Source organism: Bradyrhizobium genosp. P, assembly GCF_049949265.1.
In the GTDB taxonomy this organism is placed as follows: domain Bacteria; phylum Pseudomonadota; class Alphaproteobacteria; order Rhizobiales; family Xanthobacteraceae; genus Bradyrhizobium.
This window is the reverse complement of record NZ_CP188195.1, coordinates 2,461,207-2,480,402: the sequence shown is the minus strand read 5'-3', so window position 1 is coordinate 2,480,402 and position 19,196 is coordinate 2,461,207. Positions and strand designations below refer to the sequence as shown.

Below are 19,196 nucleotides of genomic sequence, written 5' to 3'. Positions count from 1 at the left end.
AAAGTGAACGCAAGCTCACGCTCCTCCCAATCCTGATAGGGGAGCTGCGCTGCGGCTTGCGATATTCTTCGACCATTCGACCGGAGAAATCGCTCGTAACCGAAAGCGCTGCAGCAGGCGGGGAATGATCGGTCGGTACAAAATGGTGAGAAGCTGTCAGAGCGGTCGTGGGAATTCGCCCAGGCGAGCCGAAGCAAAATGAGAGGTTAAGGCCGGAGGGCGACCATGAATACATTATTGGCAGGTCACGTGCGCGAGGGGGCATATGATGTCCTGCTGAGCGATCTGGACGTCAGCGAGGTCAAGCGCTTTCAGGATGACAGCATATGGGCTTACTTCGAGCGGCTACGAAGGGAAGATCCCGTCCACTACTGTAGAGATAGCCCCTACGGTCCGTATTGGTCCATAACAAAATACCACGACATCATTGCAGTTGACATAAATCATGGAGGGTTCTCGTCAGAGCAAGGCGTCACGATCGTCGACTTGCCGGAGGAGTATTGGACTCCGAGTTTCATTAAGATGAGCCCTCCGAAACATGGCGAGCAGCGCAACACGATCAGTCCGATAGTGGCACCGGAGAATCTGGCCAAGCTCGAGGGCTTGATCCGTCGGCGGATCAAGAACATTCTGGATGGCTTGCCGCGCAATGAAACCTTCGACTGGGTCGACAAGGTCTCGATCGAGTTGACGACGCAAATGTTGGCTACGCTGTTTGATTTTCCATTTGAGGATCGGCGGCTGCTGACATATTGGTCGGACATTGCCGCCACAACTCCGCGAACGGGCCACGAGATCGACACCTGGGAGAAGCGACGGGCAGTCCTGTCCGGGTGCTTGGACTATTTCACACGACTTTGGAACGAGCGCAAAAACGCCGAGCCCTGCGCCGACTTGATTTCGATGATGGCGCACTCACCGGCGACTCGGAATATGGAGCCGCGTGAGTTCCTAGGAAACCTCATCCTGCTGATCGTGGGGGGGAACGACACAACGCGCAATTCGATGAGTGGAAGCGTATTGTTCATGAACCAGAATCCGTCCGAGCTATGGAAGCTGCGCGAGAATCCTATGCTAGTGTCGAGCGCCGTCTCCGAGATCATACGCTACCAGACGCCGATCGCACACATGCGCCGCACCGCCGTGGTCGATATCGTGATAGGTAATAAGCAAATCAGACAAGGCGATAAAGTCGTCATGTGGTACATTTCTGGGAACCGGGACGATGAGGTCATCAACCAGGCCGACAGCTTCGTCATCGATCGGAAGAACGCACGGCAACATCTCTCGTTCGGATTCGGAATCCACCGCTGCGTCGGAAGACACCTTGCGGAAATGCAGCTGAAGATCCTTTGGGAGGAAATGCTGAATAGGCGCATGGACATCAAGGTCGTCGGCGAGCCGGAACGAGTCGCATCTAACTTCGTGCACGGTTATTCTGCCCTCCCGGTGCAGATGGCAGCTTAGGGAGGAGGCTCCTCCTTGCAATCGATCTGAGATGAGCCGGAGCTTGCAACCCTGAGCCGGTCCGAGCCCCCCACGCCGAGAGGGAAGTCCTCTCAGCCGCCCTTCGGCATTTTAGGCTTTCGATGCGAAGCTCGCACTTCCTTTGAGAAGCCGATTGGCCGGAGCGTGGACATTCAATTCGAGGAGGCGCGTTGATCACGTCGGGGGCGCCTTTACGATCGGGTCGCCAGATCTGCACCTAATTGCCTTGGCTTGGGATCTTGTCCCGATCTGCTCTTTCATTTGAGCGTCCAGACCAATAGCAGGAACCCGTATCGCTGTTGGCAAATTGTGAACCTGATGCGACGATACCCAGGCGTTTCTCTGGATGACGTCGCTGGCCTCGAGTCAAGCGAACGCCTGCCTCGAGCTGCGCCTGGCGATCGAATGTCTCGCCTATCAGCAACTGGATTCATATTTGAGCGAGATTCCGGTCGACGCGATTCGCAAGTGGACACCGCGCGATGTCATGGCGCAAATGCCCGAAGCCGATCTCAGGGCCAACAAGACATCGATGATTGCGACCGGTCGGGAGGAAGAGCCGGCGCAGCGTTCGAAGAACATGAACATGCTGGGCGAAGACAGACGATTTGCATTCAACCGAGCGAATCACAGCCACAAGGCGTTCGACAACTTCTTGGCTTCACCGACGCTGTACCAGATGCCTTCATCCTGTCGAAGGTAGACTTTCGACCTGGCTTCTTGCGTATATGGAGACAGGCAGTCATGTTTTATCGGGAGAGCGAGTTATTCACCGAGCGCCGCATGCGCTTCCTTGCTGGGTACTCAGCCTGCTTTCAATCGACGGATAAGAATAATGTCATCGCCTCATGGATTGTTTGGGGTGGGCTCCCTTGCCCGTTTGGTCAGCAGCGCCATGTATAGCTGACGGTGAATGTACAAATCAGTGCTAGGCTGGACTTGCGTGGGCAGCACGTTATCTGCGTTAAGTGCGCCTATCAGAACGTCAGAGGCCCGTTGATGACCACGGTCGCAACCCAAACCGACGATGGCTCCGTTATCCCTGGGTGGTACCGGACGACCGGTTTTCGGAGATGGCAACTGGGTCGACAGGTCCAAGCGGCTCGAACTCTCTGCTGAGTCGTCTCCGGCTTCCGCCATTTTGAGCTCCTCGGCGCCCCCGCATCCGCCGTGTTGAACTGCTCCGCTAGTCTCGCCGGTCGGCTGCGTTCCAACTCACCCACGAAATTCGCCGACCTTTTATGAATATTTTGGTCTCTGATCTTGTTCATCATAGCTTCCCAGCGTGTTCGGCGCTCTTCGAGTGGCATCGAGATCGCCCTCCAAAGCGCACGCTCGATGTCGCCGGGCTCGCAGGGATCGATCAGCAGCGCCTCCTCGAGCTCCTGGGCTGCGCCGGCAAATTTCGACAAAACCAGCACGCCGGGATCGTTGCGGTCTTGTGCGGCGACATATTCTTTCGCCACGAGATTCATGCCGTCGGACAACGGCCTCACCACACCCACATGCGCGGTGCGGTAGAGACCGGCGAGCACGGCTTGGCTGGAGCTCGTGTTTAAGTAGCGGATCGGCATCCACTCGGCCGTGCGATGCTTGCTGTTGACGCCGCTAACCAGGCCCGCAATTTAGGTGCGCAACTTGTCATAGGCTTTGCTGCCACCGCGCGACGGATTGGCGATTTGCAACAGCGAGATGCTGCGCAACTGACGTGGCCGACGTCAGTTGCGCGGCGATGCTATTTACACTGTTCATTGGGTGTGATTCCTGCAGTATGCGCATTCGCTGTATTGCCTAACACCGTAAGAAGCTCGTCGAGCGCGAGATCGTCGCGGGGCAGACACCTAAGCACCGCATCCTGCTCTTAACCGGCCAGCAACGCCAAGAGCCAGCACCTGAAATGCCATGCCATATCGATCCTTCGCGCGGGCGAGAGGACCGAGCCGCTTCAGCGCCGCGTCAATGTCGTTCGCCACCAGATCCGAGAGCGCGTAAGCAATGACGCACTCCCGACTGCCGGGGGCGATCACCTCAAGCCCCTTTGCAATCCGCCTCGCCCGTACGACGTCATTTGTCATGCAGGCCAAGAAGGCCACCTCGGCCAGATGCCGCAGGAGTCGCCCTCGACTTTCCGGCTCTGAAAGTGAAGGAAAAGGAGACATCAATTTCGACTGCCCTTCCGCCCGTGAACACCAAGCCACATCTTCCGAAACACGGCTACCGCCCGCATCGAGGCAGCAGCCAGTTCGCATTCATATCCGGAGCACTATCGTCGGCGCAACCGAGGCTCCTGACAACGGCAGTTAACATGGCGATATGACGTCGGACCGCGGAACTGTGCTGCAAACGATCAACTCCATGGTTGTCTAGTTCGCTCGCTCGTTCGATGCCAATACAATGCAGCGATGGACCCATGCTTACTGCATATGGACAATTGACCACCAGCATTCCACCGCAAAGATCAGGACCTGTCGTCCGATAGTCCAGCCAACGCCCCAACGAGCCCCCACAACCAAGTCAGCCGCCGATGCGATTATATCGGTTCCGCCGGGTGCAGCCGGCATTCTCATCGATGTCCAACTGGTTCATCTCGTCGGGTGCCAAGGTGTCAAACTGCTTGCGGCCGCGCAGAAAGGCGGGTGTCGTCTCGATGGTTACAATCGATTGCCAAAATCTCGTTCTCGGCGTGACATTCAAGAAAGGGGGTGTAGGTCAACCGGCAACCGCCGCCACCTGACCGGACAAGCCGTCACCACGATTGAGCGATAGCTCGCGATGAAGCTGCAACCAGTTGAACGGTTGTGCGAAGAACGATTATAGAAGTGAACACCAGCTCACGCTCCTCCCAATCATGATAGGGGAGCTGCGCTCCGGCTTGCGCTATTCTTCGACCATTCGACCCGATAAATCGCTCGTACCCGAAGCCGCCGCCGCGGGCGAGCCATGGGTCGGTACATTCAAAAACGGCGAGAAGCTCTCAGAGCCGTGCTGGCATACACCGATCCTCCCCGCCGTCATCCAGAAAACGCGGCAACCAGTCAGATCGAGTCGTGCAGCTGAGGGCAGCATGCTTGATGCCGCTCATCTTCGAAAGCACCGGCGAATGTCCCAAGCGCACTTGCTGAGTATTCTATGAATGTACTGCACCAGGATTGTAATGCGCCTTCGGCGCAAAAGCGCATTCAGTTGGCGTTTTCGGCGTGACGACGTTGAACGTCGTCACGCGAAAGGTCGTGCTATTTGCGATTTTTCGTGTTGGAGAGCTTTTCGCCTGGCCCGTCCTTGGCCGCCCTCCGCCAGCGGATATCAATTTCGACTTGTCGCCGCTGCCGAACGTGAAAGTGTCGGCGCCGGCACTGATCCCATTCCATACCACGGGCACGGCGAGCGAAAGCAGCCAAAGCCCTTGAAAACCCGATGCAGCATTGAGCTGTCCGGTCCACACAGTCGTTGAGCCGCAGCCCCCGAAGTTGACTGTAAAGCTGATCGCTGTGCCGCTATTGGCTTGGGCAAGCCAGCCTGTCATCGCCTGAGGGGCGCCCTCGTCGCAGCTATTCGTCGCGTTATTCGTATAGGTGCCGGAAATGGCGCCCGTGCTCTGGTCGTAGCTGTTGACCGCCAGAACCGAGCCGTATTGGTTGTTCCACGTCCAGACGGGTTACGCTTGTGCGGGCGCCGCCAATAGCAGCCCAAGGCCAGCCAAAGCCATCCATCTTGTGAGTTTCCAGTTTTCTTGATGCATCGCCAACTCCATGTCGCTTCAGAAACGTCGCGCGACTTGGCTATAAACTTCTCTTTCATCACACGCAACCCTTACGTGCGTCTTTATTATCGCGCACTTACGCGCTGTCTTTCTCGATATGCCGTTTAGGTTGGGCCCCTCGTTCTTTTCATCCAGCACGGCGCGGGACGCACTTCTTTCAGAATGTGAATCGGCGCCGCCGCATGAGTCAGACCCATGTTTGCAACAGCCCGGGCTGCAAGTTCTTTCCCTGTGGAACAACGGTGCGGTCATAGGTTCGGCTTTTAGTGCGGCACTTGGCCGCTGCCGGACGCCCGACTGCCTGCGCCATCCTTTCATCAAGCAAAAACGCGCGGCTACAATAATGGAGCATACTATTTCCCTGTAGAAGGAAGTGGCGTCGTGTCGGTCCGCGTCGGCAGTATCGGATACTCGATCTTGGGCAGCTGCCCGGTCAGCGAATTCAGAAACGCGACAATATCGTTCTCTTCCTTATCGCTAAGCTTGGCGCCAAGCTGAACTTCAGCCATCACGCCGACAGCTTGCTTAAGGCTCCAAACCTGACCCGAATGAAAGTATGGCGGTCGCAACGCGACATTACGCAGCGGTGCTGCACGAAAAACGTATTCGTCGCTGGCCACCTTTGTGACCGCGAATCGGCCTTTGTCGGCGGTCGGCAGCAGACTTGTGCTTGGCCTTTCGACCGCGCCAAACGGAAAATAATCCTGTCCGCCGACGTTGATTCCATTGTGACAGGAGGAGCATCCTGTTTCCATGAATAGCTTTAATCCTGCTTTCTGCTGATCATTGAGAGCATTTGGATCGCCTTCCAGGTACTGATCGAAAGCGGCTGCGGGCGTAATGAGAATCGCTTCAAAGGCCTCGATCGCCCTCGCGAAGTTGTCAAATGTGACTGGCGACGCCTCGTTTGGAAACGCCTTTTTGAACATGACCCCATAGTCGCTCATCGAGATCAGCGTGTTGATTACATGATCTGGGGTCGCGTTCATTTCAACACTCGCCTGCACGGGGCCCTTTGCTTGCGCCTTGAGATCCGGTGCACGCCCATCCCAGAACTGCGCCACATTGAAGACTGCGTTATAGACGGTTGGGGCCCGACGTGGCCCTAGTTGCCAGCCGTGACCAACCGATGTCGGACCGACATCGGCTCCGCCTGTACCAAGATTGTGACAGGTATTGCAGCTAATGATCCCGCTAGCCGACATTCGCGGATCGAAGAACAGCATCTTACCGAGTTCGACCTTCTCGTGGGTGACCGGGTTGTCCTTCACCGCAGGAACGATCGAGGGGATCGGCTTGAACGTCCGCCTAGCAGCCTTCATCAAATCATCTTCTGCGCCAGCCTGTGACGAGACCAGTATCGCAATGGCCGCAACACATAACTTGCGTGCAAGGTGGAATTCCAGGATCGCGGACTTCTTTCTAATAAATATCATCGGTACCCGTTCTCATTGATGCTCTGGGGGAATTGGATGGCATGACGCCGTGTTCGGCGCCCCTGGCGATAGCGCAGCTGCAACCCCACTTGATCTTCATGCTCGACGCGCCGCAGCAAATCATCACAATAAAGCGACGCGCTTCAGTATTTGCTCACGCATAGTCCTTTCGAAAAGCCGCCTATCTTTGCGAGTTGCTCGTTGGCACCCAAATGCGGCCGACCTGCGCGGCGTTTGCGCGGCTCCTGCAGTTGGACCTTGTGCTGCACTTGGCCTAAGTCCAGCCGCGCGAAAGCACTCCGCCCCGCGCGAACGCGCGTCACGTGATACCAGCAACCGGTTATGTGGCTTCCAGTGCCAATGTGCGCGACGTCGAAGATCATTGCAGCATTCGCTATGATCGTGGGGATCACTCGGCGCTTTTTAGGCGAGCTACACCACGCAGGAATTCCAGTTGGGATAAGGCTGGTAATGATCCGCTTCCTTCTGGTCTACGGGCTATAGGTTGCGAGCGCACGCGGATCTGCACGGCGCGGACAACCTGTTTGATGGAGACGATGCCGCGCACCCGGTCCTCCACCACGTCAGAGAACCCGGGATGAGAATAGCAAGTCTCGTACCGGCTGCGGTGCCCGCCGCACTCCGCGCAGAAGCAAGCGCTTGAGAAGCACGACGAGCCTTCGCGGCGCATCACGCGAACGAAGCAATCGCGACTTATTGTCGGAAATCGGACACCAGCGTTCGCAGCAGCTGAGACGTTGGTGAATGTCGAACGAACGCGGCTGGGGATGTCTTTGCCCACGACACCAGTTCGCGAGCGAGAAACGTAGTAAAAATGAACGATCGCAGCATTATCCAAGAATAGAAAACGTCCACCCAATTACATTAGGATATTCTTCTGCAACGGCCAAGACCTGAGTCGAGACGTCCGGATTCGCCCCACAAGCAACGCATAAAGGCGAGCGCTGACAAGGTTCACTGGACGGCAAACGCGCGCGCTCTTCGACTTTTCGCCCACACACGCTCAATATGCTGCGATTGCCGGAGGTTAGCCGCAACGTCAGCGTCATTCTTGGGGAGATAGATCGCGGTGCGCGCCGGTCAACTACCAACGCTGGTGATTGATCAAGATGACAGAAGCATGTCACTTGTCGACTGAGCTGCGGGATTGCCCAAACGACTTAGCCATCGAGAACTGGACTAAGGACGCACTGTACCCCCGACAGGTCAACCCCATCGGCAAGGACTCGGCATGCAATATCAACCAAAAGCGGCTGTCATCAATCGCCCGGAGCGAAGCGCAGGCTCCTCACTCTCACAAATGCTGCGAGATGAAATCTGCTCCAAGAATACCCTCTCATTCTTGATGGAAGCTCATGATGCGCTTTCGAGCGCGATTGCCAAGCGCGCAGGCTTCAAGAACCTGTGGGCGTCGGGCCTGTCGATTGCCAGCTTTCTCGGCTATCGCGATGCCAACGAGGCTTCTTGGAGCCAACTCGTCGACGTGGTTGAGCGCATAGTGGACTCGAGCGAATTGCCTGTGCTCGTTGACGGCGATGGCGGTTTTGGGAATTTCAACAATGCGCGCCTGCTGGCACGCAAGCTCCATCAACGTGGCGCCGCCGGGATTGCGCTGGAGGACAGCTGTTTTCCGAAAATAAACTCATTTGTTGGCGATCGGCATCCCCTGGCCGACGTCAATGAATTTTCCGGCCGCCTGCGGGCAGTGAAAGATACAGTCGCGGACGACTTGGTCCTGGTGGCCCGGACCGAAGCGCTGATAGCCGGCCATGGAATGGACGACGCTATTCTGCGCGCCAGCGCTTACGCTGCGGCGGGTGCCGACGCGATCCTCATTCACTCGAGCAAGACCACCGCGGAGGAGATCCTCTCCTTTGCAGCTGCCTGGCGAAACCGTCTGCCTGTCCTAGTCGTTCCAACGAAATACTATCGGACACCTGTCTCTGCATACCGTGATGCCGGTATCTCCACAGTGATCTGGGCCAACCACTCCATGCGCGCCGCAATAGCGGCAATGGGGCACGTGTGCGGCCGCATTGTTGCTGAGGAAGGCATTGCCGGCATTGAGCCAGATATCGCGGGACTCGACGAGGTTTTCGATTTGTTGAGGTACGGCGAACTCGCCGATGCGGAAGCAAGATATCTCCACCTTCCCTGACCCATTCTGGCACTCACTCACCACGCCCTCGACGACGTCCTGACCGCAACAATCGGCGTCGTCGACCAATGCTTCACGGCGGAGTCGACCGGAGTTGCCTTCTGACGCTGGAGATATCGCACGATGGCAGGATAGCGCTCGTGACCGCTCGGTACGTTGCATCCGCTTTGGGTTTCTTCCGTTCGACGATCAAAGCCGGCGGTGGCCCTAAAACATCCACCTCTCCTGGAACGACCGCGACATACCCCCGTGGCGATGAAATGGAATGAAATGGCTAACACTCTTACGAAGAAAGCCGTCATTCTCGCGGCCGGCGTGGGTTCGCGGCTGCGTCCGCTGACTGATCTACGCCCGAAGCCTCTGGTCGAGGTGAACGGCACTCCAATCCTTCACAACGCTCTTCGCAACCTGCAAGCCGTCGGTGTCGACGAGGTGACGATCGTCGTCGGCTACCGGAAAGATGCCATTCAATATGCCTGTGGTAGTCGCTTTGGCGACATTAAGATCAAATATGTGGAGTCTTCGGTGTTCGATCACACCGGCAGCGCCTATTCTCTTTGGCTTGCTCGCGACGCATTGCTCTCCGGCGACTGCTTTCTTCTTGAGGGCGATGTCTTTTTCGAAAAAGACGCGTTGCGCTGCTTGCTGCTCGGAGAGACGACCGATATGGCTGCGGTCGCCCCCTTCAACGAGCTGATGGAAGGGTCAGCAGTTCTGCTGTCCGATAGCGGCTTCATCTCAGCTTTTCGCATGAAGCAAACTGCCGCAAATGTTGTCGCGCATGGCCCAACATTATTCAAGACAATGAACTTGCTTCGCTTCTCGGCGTCGACCCTGAAGGAAACAATTGTCCCAGCGCTGGACGATATCATCGCTTCGGGAGCTAGGCAGGCATATACGGAGGAGCTCCTTGCTTACCTTGTGGAAAGGCGCGGCTTACAGCTCGCAGCAGCTCGTTGCGACGAGCTCAGGTGGTACGAAATCGACAGCATCGAAGATCTCCGCATCGCGGAGCGCATTTTCACCTAAGCGAACGATTTCACGTTATGTCGGACGAGCTTCAAGCTAGGTTGAAGCTCAAGTACTAGAATATCCATGTAATCCGACGAACGCACGGAGGGCAGATTCAGATAAGATCATGTGATAGCAAGAGTCGCTCAAAAGAACACGGTTCAACAACAACTAACACTCAACGGAATCATGTCAGAGAGCAGAGCCGCGGCGGCTTCATGCCAGCGCGCGCAGCCGCCATTTGATCGATGGTTAACCAGTTACGCTTTCAAGTTTGGGATAATCTGGCTTCGCGACTCCTGACCCATTGCTCGGTTTCACCCGAAACTGGGACCGGGTGGCCGGCGTCACCTCGGTCCGAAGACACATACCCCCTTCCCTGTGTCGATCTCATCCAACCGTGCCTGTCTGATCTTCTACACGGAGCGCCTAACAGGCGGGGCTCACGCAATGGTCTTAAAGCCTGATATGAGAAGAGCGTAACGTCGTTCAAGTCATGTCCCATAACGAAGCTTCAAAGCTCTCGATTAAGCGAGTACCTTTAGGCTTAGAGCCCGTTGCGACGCGTCCACAACACGCAGACGACTGCCAATCAAGCTCGATGCAATGTGACGAATTCAAAAGGCGCATTGAAAATGGTGAAAGCTCATTTTGGCGTCAATCCGGCCGTCGTTCCTACATCAGCGCTATGCCTCGGCAACCAACTTGGGCTGCGGTCAACTACCAACGCTAGTAATTGATCTAGACGACGGAAACGGGCACTGAAGCAGACGTTAAGTTAGCCCAACGTCAGCCGCAGGTATTTAGCATGCAAGATTAACTACAGGTCACGCCAACGGCCCGATCGACGCGCTGATACGTCGCCTGCGGAAAATGCTACGGCACCATCTCCCGGGTGCTCTGGGCCGCATTGCCGTCGATGAGAGCGTACTGGCGCCGAAACGAACAGAACTACTTCACAATCTCGACAATTGGCTCGCGAGGAGCGCACATGCTGGCGCAACGGATGTCTTTGCTTTCAGGTTCTGGCACCGCCGCCGCCCGTGAGGCTGCCAACGACGCAGCCGCGGCCGGCCGTCAGGTTATCGATCTGGCGGCCGGCGAAGTCATCATCGAGCCCCCATCATCCGTGCGCGAAGGAGCGATTGCCGCCATCAATGCCGGGACGAACCGCTATACGGATTCCGTCGGCCTGCCGCCGCTTCGCAAGGCTGTCGCGGAAAAGCTATGCGCGGAAACGGGCATTGGTTGGAATTCGGACGACATCGTAATCACTGCGGGCGCAAAGCAAGGGCTGCTCGACGCTGCGTTGGCCGTGTGCAATCCGGGCGATGAGGTCATCATCATTCGGCCCTGCTGGCCGACATTCCACTCCCAGGTTCTTCTCGCCGGCGCGGAGCCCGTATTCGTTGATGCTCGTCGCCCGACATATATTCCCGATATCGGCACGATCCGCGCCGCTGTCACACCGCGCACGAAAGCCATCATCATCAACTCGCCGAACAATCCTACGGGCGCGGTTTATGATCGAACGACCCTTCAAGCGATCGGCGATCTTGCGATCAGCTATCAGATCTGGATCGTCTCCGACGAATGCTACTCTAGCTTGGTGTTCACTGGTTCGCGCCATGAATCGATTGTCATGGCACATCCGGGCGTACGTTCACGGACCGTCCTGGTCAACGCCTTCTCCAAGGAGTTAGCGATAACCGGTTGGCGCCTGGGTTACTTCGCGGCTCCCCCCGAGATCGTTTCCGCAGCCAAGAAGCTGCAGAGTCATACGACCTCAAATGCCAACGTGATCGCGCAGCACGCTATCCTGCACCACCTCCACACTGGTGACGGCCGCTTTGAACGGGAGATGTATCAGCGCCTCTCTGACGCTCGTCATACTGGTCTTCGCATATTGGGCGGCCTCCAGGACGTGGCTCCCCCCCGCGCCGATGGCACATTTTTCTTCTATCTCGATCTGAGCAGGCTTATCTCCTCTCTGCCACCTGGATCTGCCGTTCGAACCAGCGACGATGTTGCACGATTGCTTCTGGAGGAGTCCGGCGTGGGATCCGTTCCCGGCAGCGTCTTTGGTGACGTGAACGGGCTGCGTTTTTCCTTCGGTGCTCCGCCAGAGCTGCTGGAGCCGGCGCTAAAAAAGGTCGTTCAGACCCTGAATAGTCTTAAGACCCGACAAGCGGCCGCCTGACCGGCCAGAAGGAGCATTCTGGCGTGGGCCATTGTACGTCAAGTTCTAGCGCAGCGGTGAGTTCCATTTCGCCTGCAACAGGAGCAAGGCGATGATCGGGTATCTGCGAGACTATGCAAATGCTATCACGGCTATCGCCTACCTGTTTGCCGTCATCGGATTATTCCTGGCGTTGAACGGCAAGGTCGAGCTCGGGGTTGCCGCGATGCTTTGGACCTGGTTTCTGGACCATTGGGACGGACATGTTGCGCGCAAGACGAGCCACCTCCGCCGCCCGGGTGTTGCGGATTTCGGAAAGAGCTTTGATGGCTTCGCCGACTTTATTCATGGCATCGTATTCCCCGCTGCCGTCATCATTCTGGTCGGCCACGGCACGGTGCTGTCCTTCGTCGCAAGCTTGCTTTTGGTTTTGGCCGGTGCGATCAGGCTAAGCCATTTCGAGAACGTCGGTCTTACTGCTGACGTTCGATTCGTAGGAATTCCAGTTTCCTATGACACGCCACTCCTCGCGATCTTGTTTCTCTTACGGCCTTTGGTTTCAGGCGCAACATTCCCCGACCTGGTCGCCATCGCATTCATGGCATTAGCCGCTCTTCATGTGAACACGGCGATCAGGGTTCCACCAATTCGGGGGAGAGCTGTACCAGTAGCGACCGGCATTGCTGTCGCCGCCTCAATCGCCTTGGCGCTGCTCGTTGAGCCCACTCTATCGCGTCAAAGATAGCGACTAACGCCAGTAACAGTTGCCTTCGAGGAATTCATCATGGAAGCGATACCGCTCGCAAACCTTAGCTTAAGAGGACGCGGGGATAGGGCGATCTCCTCTGACGGTGTGATCCGGCTTGCACTGAACCATCCGCCTCCAGTTCCGGACGTCTTTAATCCCATAGTCTCTGATGCCCTGCAGCGGGTTCTCGCCAAGAATCAACCGGCCGAACTGATGGCGACCCACCGCTGGACAGGCACCGAAGAGGACAGACAGCGCGGTGCGGCTTTTGTGGCGCGGCGGCTGCGCGAGTCCACGGATCCCGATCGAGTAGTCCTTACCCACAGTACTCAAGCCGCAATTCACATGCTTCTTCCAACTATCGTTGGCAACGGGCGGTCGCTTGCTGTCGAACAGCTGAGCTATCCACCTGTTCGTTCATTCGCAGCCCGCTATCGCATCCGGGTCGTAGACGTTGCAATCGATGAGGATGGGCTCAATCCCGACGCACTCGAGGAGGTTTGTCGGCGGGAAAGACCTGCCGCCCTATATCTGCTGTCGACATTTCAAAATCCAACCACGGTCACGATGTCCGTCGGCAGGAGGCAGGCAATTGCAGCGATCGCACGCCGGCACCAAGTCCAACTTATTGAGGATGATGTCTACAGTTTGTTGGCAGCGAGTCCGCTTCCACCCATCTCAGCTTTCGTGCCGGAGCTTTCCTGGTATTTGCTCGGTACGGCAAAAAGCTTTTCGGCAGGCTTAAAGCTAGCATTCCTTGTCGCGCCAAACGCGGCTGAAGCCGAGCGAGCTTTTTGGCCTGGCGTTCGGGCAACATACTGGATGGCGTCCCCGGTGAGCGCAGCTCTTATGGCTGAACTGATTTCGAGTGGCGAAGACCTGAAGATCCTTGCCGCCGTTAAAGGTGAACTCGCAGCACGTCATCAGCTGGTACTAAGTGGCCTCAAAGGAACGCCGCTCGCCAGTGACCCAGGCTGCCTTCACGTCTGGATTCCGCTGAAATGCGTATCAAGCACCGAAATAGCGAGCACAATACTTGCAGACGGCGTTCAGGTCGCAGCCAGTGCCGGCTATGCCCGTAACGGTTGGATACCACCGGAAGCAATAAGAATCGGCATCGGGAACCCCGAGAGTCGCTCGGTCCTCAAAGAAGCCATTTCTAGGATTCGCCGCGCCCTCCCCTCGCAAGGCAGGAAGGAATGAAACGATGTTACAATCCGGCGTCTTACGGGACAGAGTAGCGAATTTGGAGCTAGAGGTCCGGCTCATCTCTTTGGAAGATGGCGATGCATTGAGGCAAACCGTACTACGCCCGGGAGACAAGAGCTGGCGATTCCTGTTTGCTCCAACGTCCGACTTCTTTCATATGGGGGCGTTCTACGCTGATCAACTCGTTTCGGTCGTCTCGTTCTTGGTAGAACCATTGGACAACGCCGGCGTGAGACGCGGGGAAACCTGGCGCCTTCGCGGTATGGCGACCGATCCCAAAATGCAGAAGCGTGGTGTTGGCGGGCAGTTGCTCGAACAAGGGCTCGCGGAGGTCGAGAGGCGGAAGGGGGACCTCGTATGGTGCTACGGCAGGACGTCTGCGGGGACATTCTATCAGGATCATGGATTCAAACGCCATGGAGGCGTCTTTGATATTCCTGGAACGGGTCTACATGCTCTTTACATAAGGCAAGTTGGACGACTTGAACTAAGTGCCGACGCCCGTCCCCGAGCGAGTGCATCTAAGGCTAAGATCAATGCGCCCTCGTCCTTGTCGTTCATCTATTGATGCGGGCCAACTGTTCACAACGAGAGTCGAGAGATGACACAAGTTTCGACAGGAAGCAGTGGCGAGTTTCCACACTGGACGATCTATACGGGGGCGGCGGCTAACTATCAGGCCACGAGACCGGACTATCCGCATGTCGCCGCGAACTGGATTGTGAAAGCGCTTCCCCCTTCGCGGGCCCCTGGACTCGCCATCGATGTTGGCTGCGGCACCGGGATATTCACCCGTCGCATCGCCGGCGCTCTCCGGAAAGCAGACCGTATATTGGGGATCGAGCCGAATGTTGATATGCGACATCAGGCGATCAGCGCATCGGCATTGCATGCGAATATCGAAATTGTAGCCGGTTGTTCGGAAGCTCTACCGGTTAGAGATGGAGCAGCTGTTCTCGTGACGGCCGCATCAGCCGCCCATTGGTTTGATCTACCAACCTTTTATCACGAAGTCGCAAGGGTTCTATCCGTCAATGGCGTCATTGCAGTAGTGCAAAACAAAAGGCGCTGGTGGGACAGCTCGTTCCTCGAGGCTTATGAGGGGTTTCACGAAAAGTTTGTGCCAGGTTACTGTAGGGGTACATTTCCTGATCGATCTGGAGGGTTCGCTGTGGAGAGATTTGCATCGGATCTCACGGCGCACAGCGATTTTCAAGACGTTCGGGAGGCTTCGTGGAACTGGCAAAGGACCCTGACGAAATCACAATTCGAATCTTTGAGTCTTTCTACCAGCCACACAAGAAGAGCCGTTGCGAACTGTGGCGAAGCCGTAGTGATGAAGGAATTGCGCGATATCCTTGATCTCTTTGCCAGCAGCAAGGGATGGCTCAATGTTCCGTACGTTACCGAGATCACGCGCGCAAAGCGCTCCTCAAACCCGGAGACCCACTAATGGGCCAGAAAATTCGAATAAGCACGGAGGTTAGCTTTGACGCTGATGGCATATCGCATGGATATCTGCACGTTCCTCATTCGGTGACAGACTCTGCCTATGGCAGGATTCCGGTGCCGATCACTGTGGTCAAGAATGGCGCTGGTCCAAGTGTCCTTCTCATGGCGGGCAATCACGGAGACGAGTATGAGGGGCAGATTTTGCTCATGAATTTTTTGCGCACTGTCGCTCCTGGGCAGGTTCGCGGACGTCTGATCATTCTACCAGGCGTGAATGCGCCCGCAGTAACGGCGGGCCAGAGGGTCTCGCCTATCGATGGAGGCAACCTAAACCGTCTGTTTCCTGGAGATGCAGACGGTACGCCGACCCAGATGATCGCTCATTATATAGATAGCGTTCTGCTACCGACGGTTCGCTACTGCTTTGATTTCCATTCTGGGGGCTATTCTTTGGAGTACATCCCGGCCGCCCACCTTGTCGCACCAACGGAGCCAGTGCGTCGGGAGGAAGCTATCGGCTTCCTCAAAGTATTCGCAATGCCGAACAGCATTTTGATCGAGGGCCTTGCAGGAGACAACCAGCTTTTGCTTGGATCGTGCCGGAAGCATGGTGTAGCGCATATGTCGACGGAGTTGGGTGGCGCAGGTGCGTTTTCGGTCGAAGCTTATAAAGCCGCTGAACGCGGTCTCCCCCGCTTGTTGCGCCACGTCGGCGTGCTCGCAGGTGACGATAGCAGCGAGCCCGCAGAATCAACCCAATTCTATTTTAGGCAACCTGCACAGGATTTGCTGTATGCGACGGAAGCTGGCCTTTTCGAGGCATTTTCGAAACTTGGAGATGTGGTGAAGGAAGGAGATATAGCAGGACGGATTCATTTTACCGAAGTCCCCTGGCGAGTTCCTGAAACGATCACCTTCAAAAAGGGGGGCACGATTCTCGCACGACGAGCTCCGGCCAAAACGAAGATCGGTGATTGTGTTTTCGCGCTTGGTATCCCATGTGACGAGGGTTCTTCCGCAAAGGGCGTGACCGAGTAGTCTTCACTCGCGACCAGATTTGGGAGATACCGCATGACACTTCTTTTGCTCCGGGTCGCTCACGGTGCCCGACGATTGACAGTCGCGATTGTACACCGCCTTTCGCAACGAGGTGGACGCTCAAGTCAGCAAACATAACACTGAAACATTCTCGGCGGCGGCCAGCGGTCCCTTCCGTATCAGTCCTGTAGTCAGCCACGCTCAATGAGCTTCATCAGTAACATGGACGGCGTTCAATGAATTCGATTCAAAACTTAAAACGCTCAGCTCTGGAGAGTAAAGAATGAGCCCGGACGACACCACCCAAGCCCACAGGCCCTGGCGCGATTTCAACGGACTCGGATACGTCTACCAGTTCCGTCCGGAATACCCGCCACGCATCGCACAACAGCTCCGGAGTATGTTAGCCGACTCCGTCGGCGGACAGATTATAGATGTGGGAGCTGGAACAGGACTGTTTACCCGAAGCTTGGCAGCTGCGTTCGGCCCCAGCTTCACGGTTCTCGCACTTGAACCGAACGACGATATGCGACAGCACGCCGAAGCTTCCACGCCTGCTGAAATGTCGATCACTTATGTGGACGGCGTCGCCGAGACTCTCCCGGCCAGGGACGCATCAGCCGAACTGATCGCAGCCGCGAACGCCGTGCATCGATTTAACCTTTCTCTATTCTTTCCAGAGGTCGGCCGCGTTCTGGAAAGGGACGGATTACTCGCGTTCACTCAATATCAGCCGTATGACAAGGGAAGCTCGTTCGCGGATGGCTTCCTCTCGGTCATCGAGACAGCCCTTCCAAACTACGACCGTCGCCGGAGTTCGAAGCGCGAGGGGGGATACTTCGAGTTCGACATTGTGGCTAACTTGCAGGCCGAAGCGGCCTTGAAGAATGTCCAGCGCGACACCTTCCTGTTTAGCGAAATGATCCATTGGGAACGCTTTAGACAAAGAGCGCTCTCATTCACAACCGTGCAAAAAGCAATTAGCAGCCAAGGCAAGGCAGCAATCGTATCAGAGCTGAACGACCTCTTTCGTCGGCACGAAAACTCCGATGAACTCGTAGAGATGCTCTTCGAAGTTGAGGTTATCACCGCGCGGCGGATTTAGCCACTTGCCGACAGCACGGTCTAAGATGTGATGCACTCAGAGCGATATTGCAATTGGGAGAACCACGAAAAGATCGAGTCAGATCGCGCCTGGTATTCTACAAACGCGCTCTGACGATGTTAGTACCGTTAACCAGCGAACAAATTTTTCCGAAGGCCGATGCTCTTGGCAGGAACCACATGCCACAGTCGGAAGATGGGTGCAGCCGTTCAGCGGGAATAACCTCCAAAGCATCGCCGATCCGGCCGGCGATGTGCTCTGGCGTTTCAATGTCCTTGCGAGCGAGATCCAATAGTCCCAACACGACATGCTTTTGGCCGCAATAGCGCAACAACGCAGGATCGTGCTTCGGTTGTTCGTACTCCAAGCTTATCGCTGTGATCGGGCACTCCGAAAGAATCTCTAGGACTTCGGGATAGGTCGGGCTTTTACTCTTCTCCTGGTGGACTAGCGCATAGCCGTAGCAGACATGCGTCGCCACAGGAATAGATACGCCATCAACGAGCACCTCCAATGCTCTCTTTCCATGCTTGCGAGCAACACTCAGATGAGCATGAAAATAAGGCTCATCTACCTGAAGAAGGTCAGCTCCAGCGGCCTGCAGTGCTTTCATTTCTTGGTTAAGAGCTCCTGCAAGCACAAGTAGCAGCGTCTCTTCATCGTTATAGAAATGATCACTCACTTGGCTTGCGAGCGTTAACGGCCCCACGATGGTCACCTTGACCGGACGTGTAGCGTGAAGTTTCGCAAAATGAAGCTCGTCGACGGTGACCGAACGGGTCCACTTGATTTCTGAAACTACCCTGGGCTTGACGTCAGAATATGAAAGATATTCTTCGATTTCAGGCGAATTCGAACGTTTCAACGAGATTTCGATTGGCGGTGCTGCTCTATGCACAGGCGTTTTATCGTCGATCCCGCTTAACGAAGGAAGGAAGTGCCGATCGTAAGCAGCACGCTGTGCTTCCCCGTCGGTGACCAAATCCAGTCCGGCTCTTTCCTGCTCATATAGCGATAGTAGTGCTGCATCCCGCTTGGCTTCCGCCAATACGTCTTGCTCGGGGCGCCACCAACTACCGTCCAAAGCCCGCATTTTCTGATGACGTGCAAGCCAGCGCGGCTTTGTGTAGCTGCCCACAATTTGGGTCGTCAGTGGATGAAGTGGCATCGTGTCAACTCTCTGAAAAGGTGCATACCAACGAGTTGGAAGTCCGTTAGCGATTGTATTCTTCGATAATGATCACACGGTGGCAACACAGCGATACGTGCACCCTCTCGCTAGCGACTCTCGAGGGAGAGCTATGCTTTTGAAGGTACCCACGGCTTGTGACTACCGCGGATGGAACTTGAGCAGGCACAAGAGATGGCAATGGGACTCGATGAAGTTCATGGTCGGTGCGCAGTGTAGATCCTAGTGACAGAGATGACCGGTACAAGTCCTATCGACGTGATCGCGGCACCAGCTAGAATATTCGGGCGCTTTCTAGAACGAAAAACCCAGAAAGCTGCCATAGAGCGACGCTTCCACCCCTGACGCGAGGCTATACGTTCCGGGCGCAAAATGCGCGGGCTGCGGATGTCCTACGCGATG

15 protein-coding genes are annotated in these 19,196 nt (G+C 56.1%); 11 read left to right on the top strand and 4 right to left on the bottom strand.

All coding sequences use genetic code 11. The features are described from left to right. The first annotated feature begins 225 nt into the window (after nucleotides 1–225). Nucleotides 226–1,467 carry a cytochrome P450 gene (locus tag ACP2YO_RS12095; RefSeq protein WP_426441079.1) on the top strand — a complete coding sequence of 414 codons (1,242 nt, stop codon included), beginning with the start codon at nucleotides 226–228 and terminating at the stop codon, nucleotides 1,465–1,467. A 367-nt stretch (nucleotides 1,468–1,834) separates the two neighbouring features. Beyond that, complete coding sequence (locus tag ACP2YO_RS12090) at nucleotides 1,835–2,191, top strand: hypothetical protein (RefSeq protein ID WP_426441078.1); 357 nt, start codon at nucleotides 1,835–1,837, stop codon at nucleotides 2,189–2,191. A gap of 274 nt (nucleotides 2,192–2,465) precedes the next feature. On the opposite strand, the gene ACP2YO_RS12085 is transcribed toward ACP2YO_RS12090, so the two are convergent. The 3 genes from ACP2YO_RS12085 to ACP2YO_RS12075 all read right to left on the bottom strand — a co-directional run bounded on the left by ACP2YO_RS12085 (nucleotide 2,466) and on the right by ACP2YO_RS12075 (nucleotide 6,684). After that, entirely contained in the window at nucleotides 2,466–3,062 is a 597-nt protein-coding gene (locus tag ACP2YO_RS12085) for a trehalose-6-phosphate synthase (RefSeq protein ID WP_426441077.1), read from the bottom strand. 1,553 nt (nucleotides 3,063–4,615) lie between these two features. Further along, entirely contained in the window at nucleotides 4,616–5,107 is a 492-nt protein-coding gene (locus tag ACP2YO_RS12080; protein WP_426443143.1) for an avidin/streptavidin family protein, read from the bottom strand. A gap of 494 nt (nucleotides 5,108–5,601) precedes the next feature. Then, on the bottom strand, nucleotides 5,602–6,684 hold the full coding sequence (locus ACP2YO_RS12075) for a cytochrome-c peroxidase (RefSeq protein ID WP_426441076.1): 1,083 nt from the start codon (nucleotides 6,682–6,684) through the stop codon (nucleotides 5,602–5,604). A 1,321-nt stretch (nucleotides 6,685–8,005) separates the two neighbouring features. On the opposite strand from ACP2YO_RS12075, the gene ACP2YO_RS12070 reads away from it, so the two are divergent. From ACP2YO_RS12070 to ACP2YO_RS12030, 9 genes are all read left to right on the top strand, one after another. Next, nucleotides 8,006–8,863: an isocitrate lyase/phosphoenolpyruvate mutase family protein gene (locus ACP2YO_RS12070; RefSeq protein ID WP_426443142.1), complete on the top strand. Its 858-nt coding sequence runs from the start codon at nucleotides 8,006–8,008 to the stop codon at nucleotides 8,861–8,863. A gap of 255 nt (nucleotides 8,864–9,118) precedes the next feature. Beyond that, on the top strand, nucleotides 9,119–9,892 hold the full coding sequence (locus ACP2YO_RS12065; protein WP_426443141.1) for a phosphocholine cytidylyltransferase family protein: 774 nt from the start codon (nucleotides 9,119–9,121) through the stop codon (nucleotides 9,890–9,892). A 973-nt stretch (nucleotides 9,893–10,865) separates the two neighbouring features. Continuing rightward, nucleotides 10,866–12,074: a pyridoxal phosphate-dependent aminotransferase gene (locus tag ACP2YO_RS12060; RefSeq protein WP_426441075.1), complete on the top strand. Its 1,209-nt coding sequence runs from the start codon at nucleotides 10,866–10,868 to the stop codon at nucleotides 12,072–12,074. 91 nt (nucleotides 12,075–12,165) lie between these two features. Further along, a complete protein-coding gene (locus tag ACP2YO_RS12055; protein WP_426441074.1) occupies nucleotides 12,166–12,798 on the top strand; it encodes a CDP-alcohol phosphatidyltransferase family protein in 633 nt (210 codons plus the stop codon). A 39-nt stretch (nucleotides 12,799–12,837) separates the two neighbouring features. Continuing rightward, nucleotides 12,838–14,004, top strand: a complete 1,167-nt coding sequence (locus ACP2YO_RS12050; protein WP_426441073.1) for a PLP-dependent aminotransferase family protein — start codon at nucleotides 12,838–12,840, stop codon at nucleotides 14,002–14,004. 4 nt (nucleotides 14,005–14,008) lie between these two features. Continuing rightward, nucleotides 14,009–14,578 carry a GNAT family N-acetyltransferase gene (locus ACP2YO_RS12045; RefSeq protein ID WP_426441072.1) on the top strand — a complete coding sequence of 190 codons (570 nt, stop codon included), beginning with the start codon at nucleotides 14,009–14,011 and terminating at the stop codon, nucleotides 14,576–14,578. A gap of 33 nt (nucleotides 14,579–14,611) precedes the next feature. Continuing rightward, nucleotides 14,612–15,463, top strand: coding sequence for a class I SAM-dependent methyltransferase (locus tag ACP2YO_RS12040; protein WP_426441071.1), 852 nt, complete (start codon nucleotides 14,612–14,614; stop codon nucleotides 15,461–15,463). After that, nucleotides 15,463–16,500 carry a succinylglutamate desuccinylase/aspartoacylase family protein gene (locus ACP2YO_RS12035; RefSeq protein WP_426441070.1) on the top strand — a complete coding sequence of 346 codons (1,038 nt, stop codon included), beginning with the start codon at nucleotides 15,463–15,465 and terminating at the stop codon, nucleotides 16,498–16,500. The genes ACP2YO_RS12040 and ACP2YO_RS12035 overlap by 1 nt, the downstream gene beginning before the upstream one ends. 283 nt (nucleotides 16,501–16,783) lie before the next feature. Further along, nucleotides 16,784–17,605, top strand: a complete 822-nt coding sequence (locus tag ACP2YO_RS12030; RefSeq protein WP_426441069.1) for a class I SAM-dependent methyltransferase — start codon at nucleotides 16,784–16,786, stop codon at nucleotides 17,603–17,605. A 97-nt stretch (nucleotides 17,606–17,702) separates the two neighbouring features. On the opposite strand, the gene ACP2YO_RS12025 is transcribed toward ACP2YO_RS12030, so the two are convergent. Next, on the bottom strand, nucleotides 17,703–18,773 hold the full coding sequence (locus ACP2YO_RS12025) for a hypothetical protein (RefSeq protein ID WP_426441068.1): 1,071 nt from the start codon (nucleotides 18,771–18,773) through the stop codon (nucleotides 17,703–17,705). Between the last annotated feature and the right edge of the window lie 423 nt (nucleotides 18,774–19,196).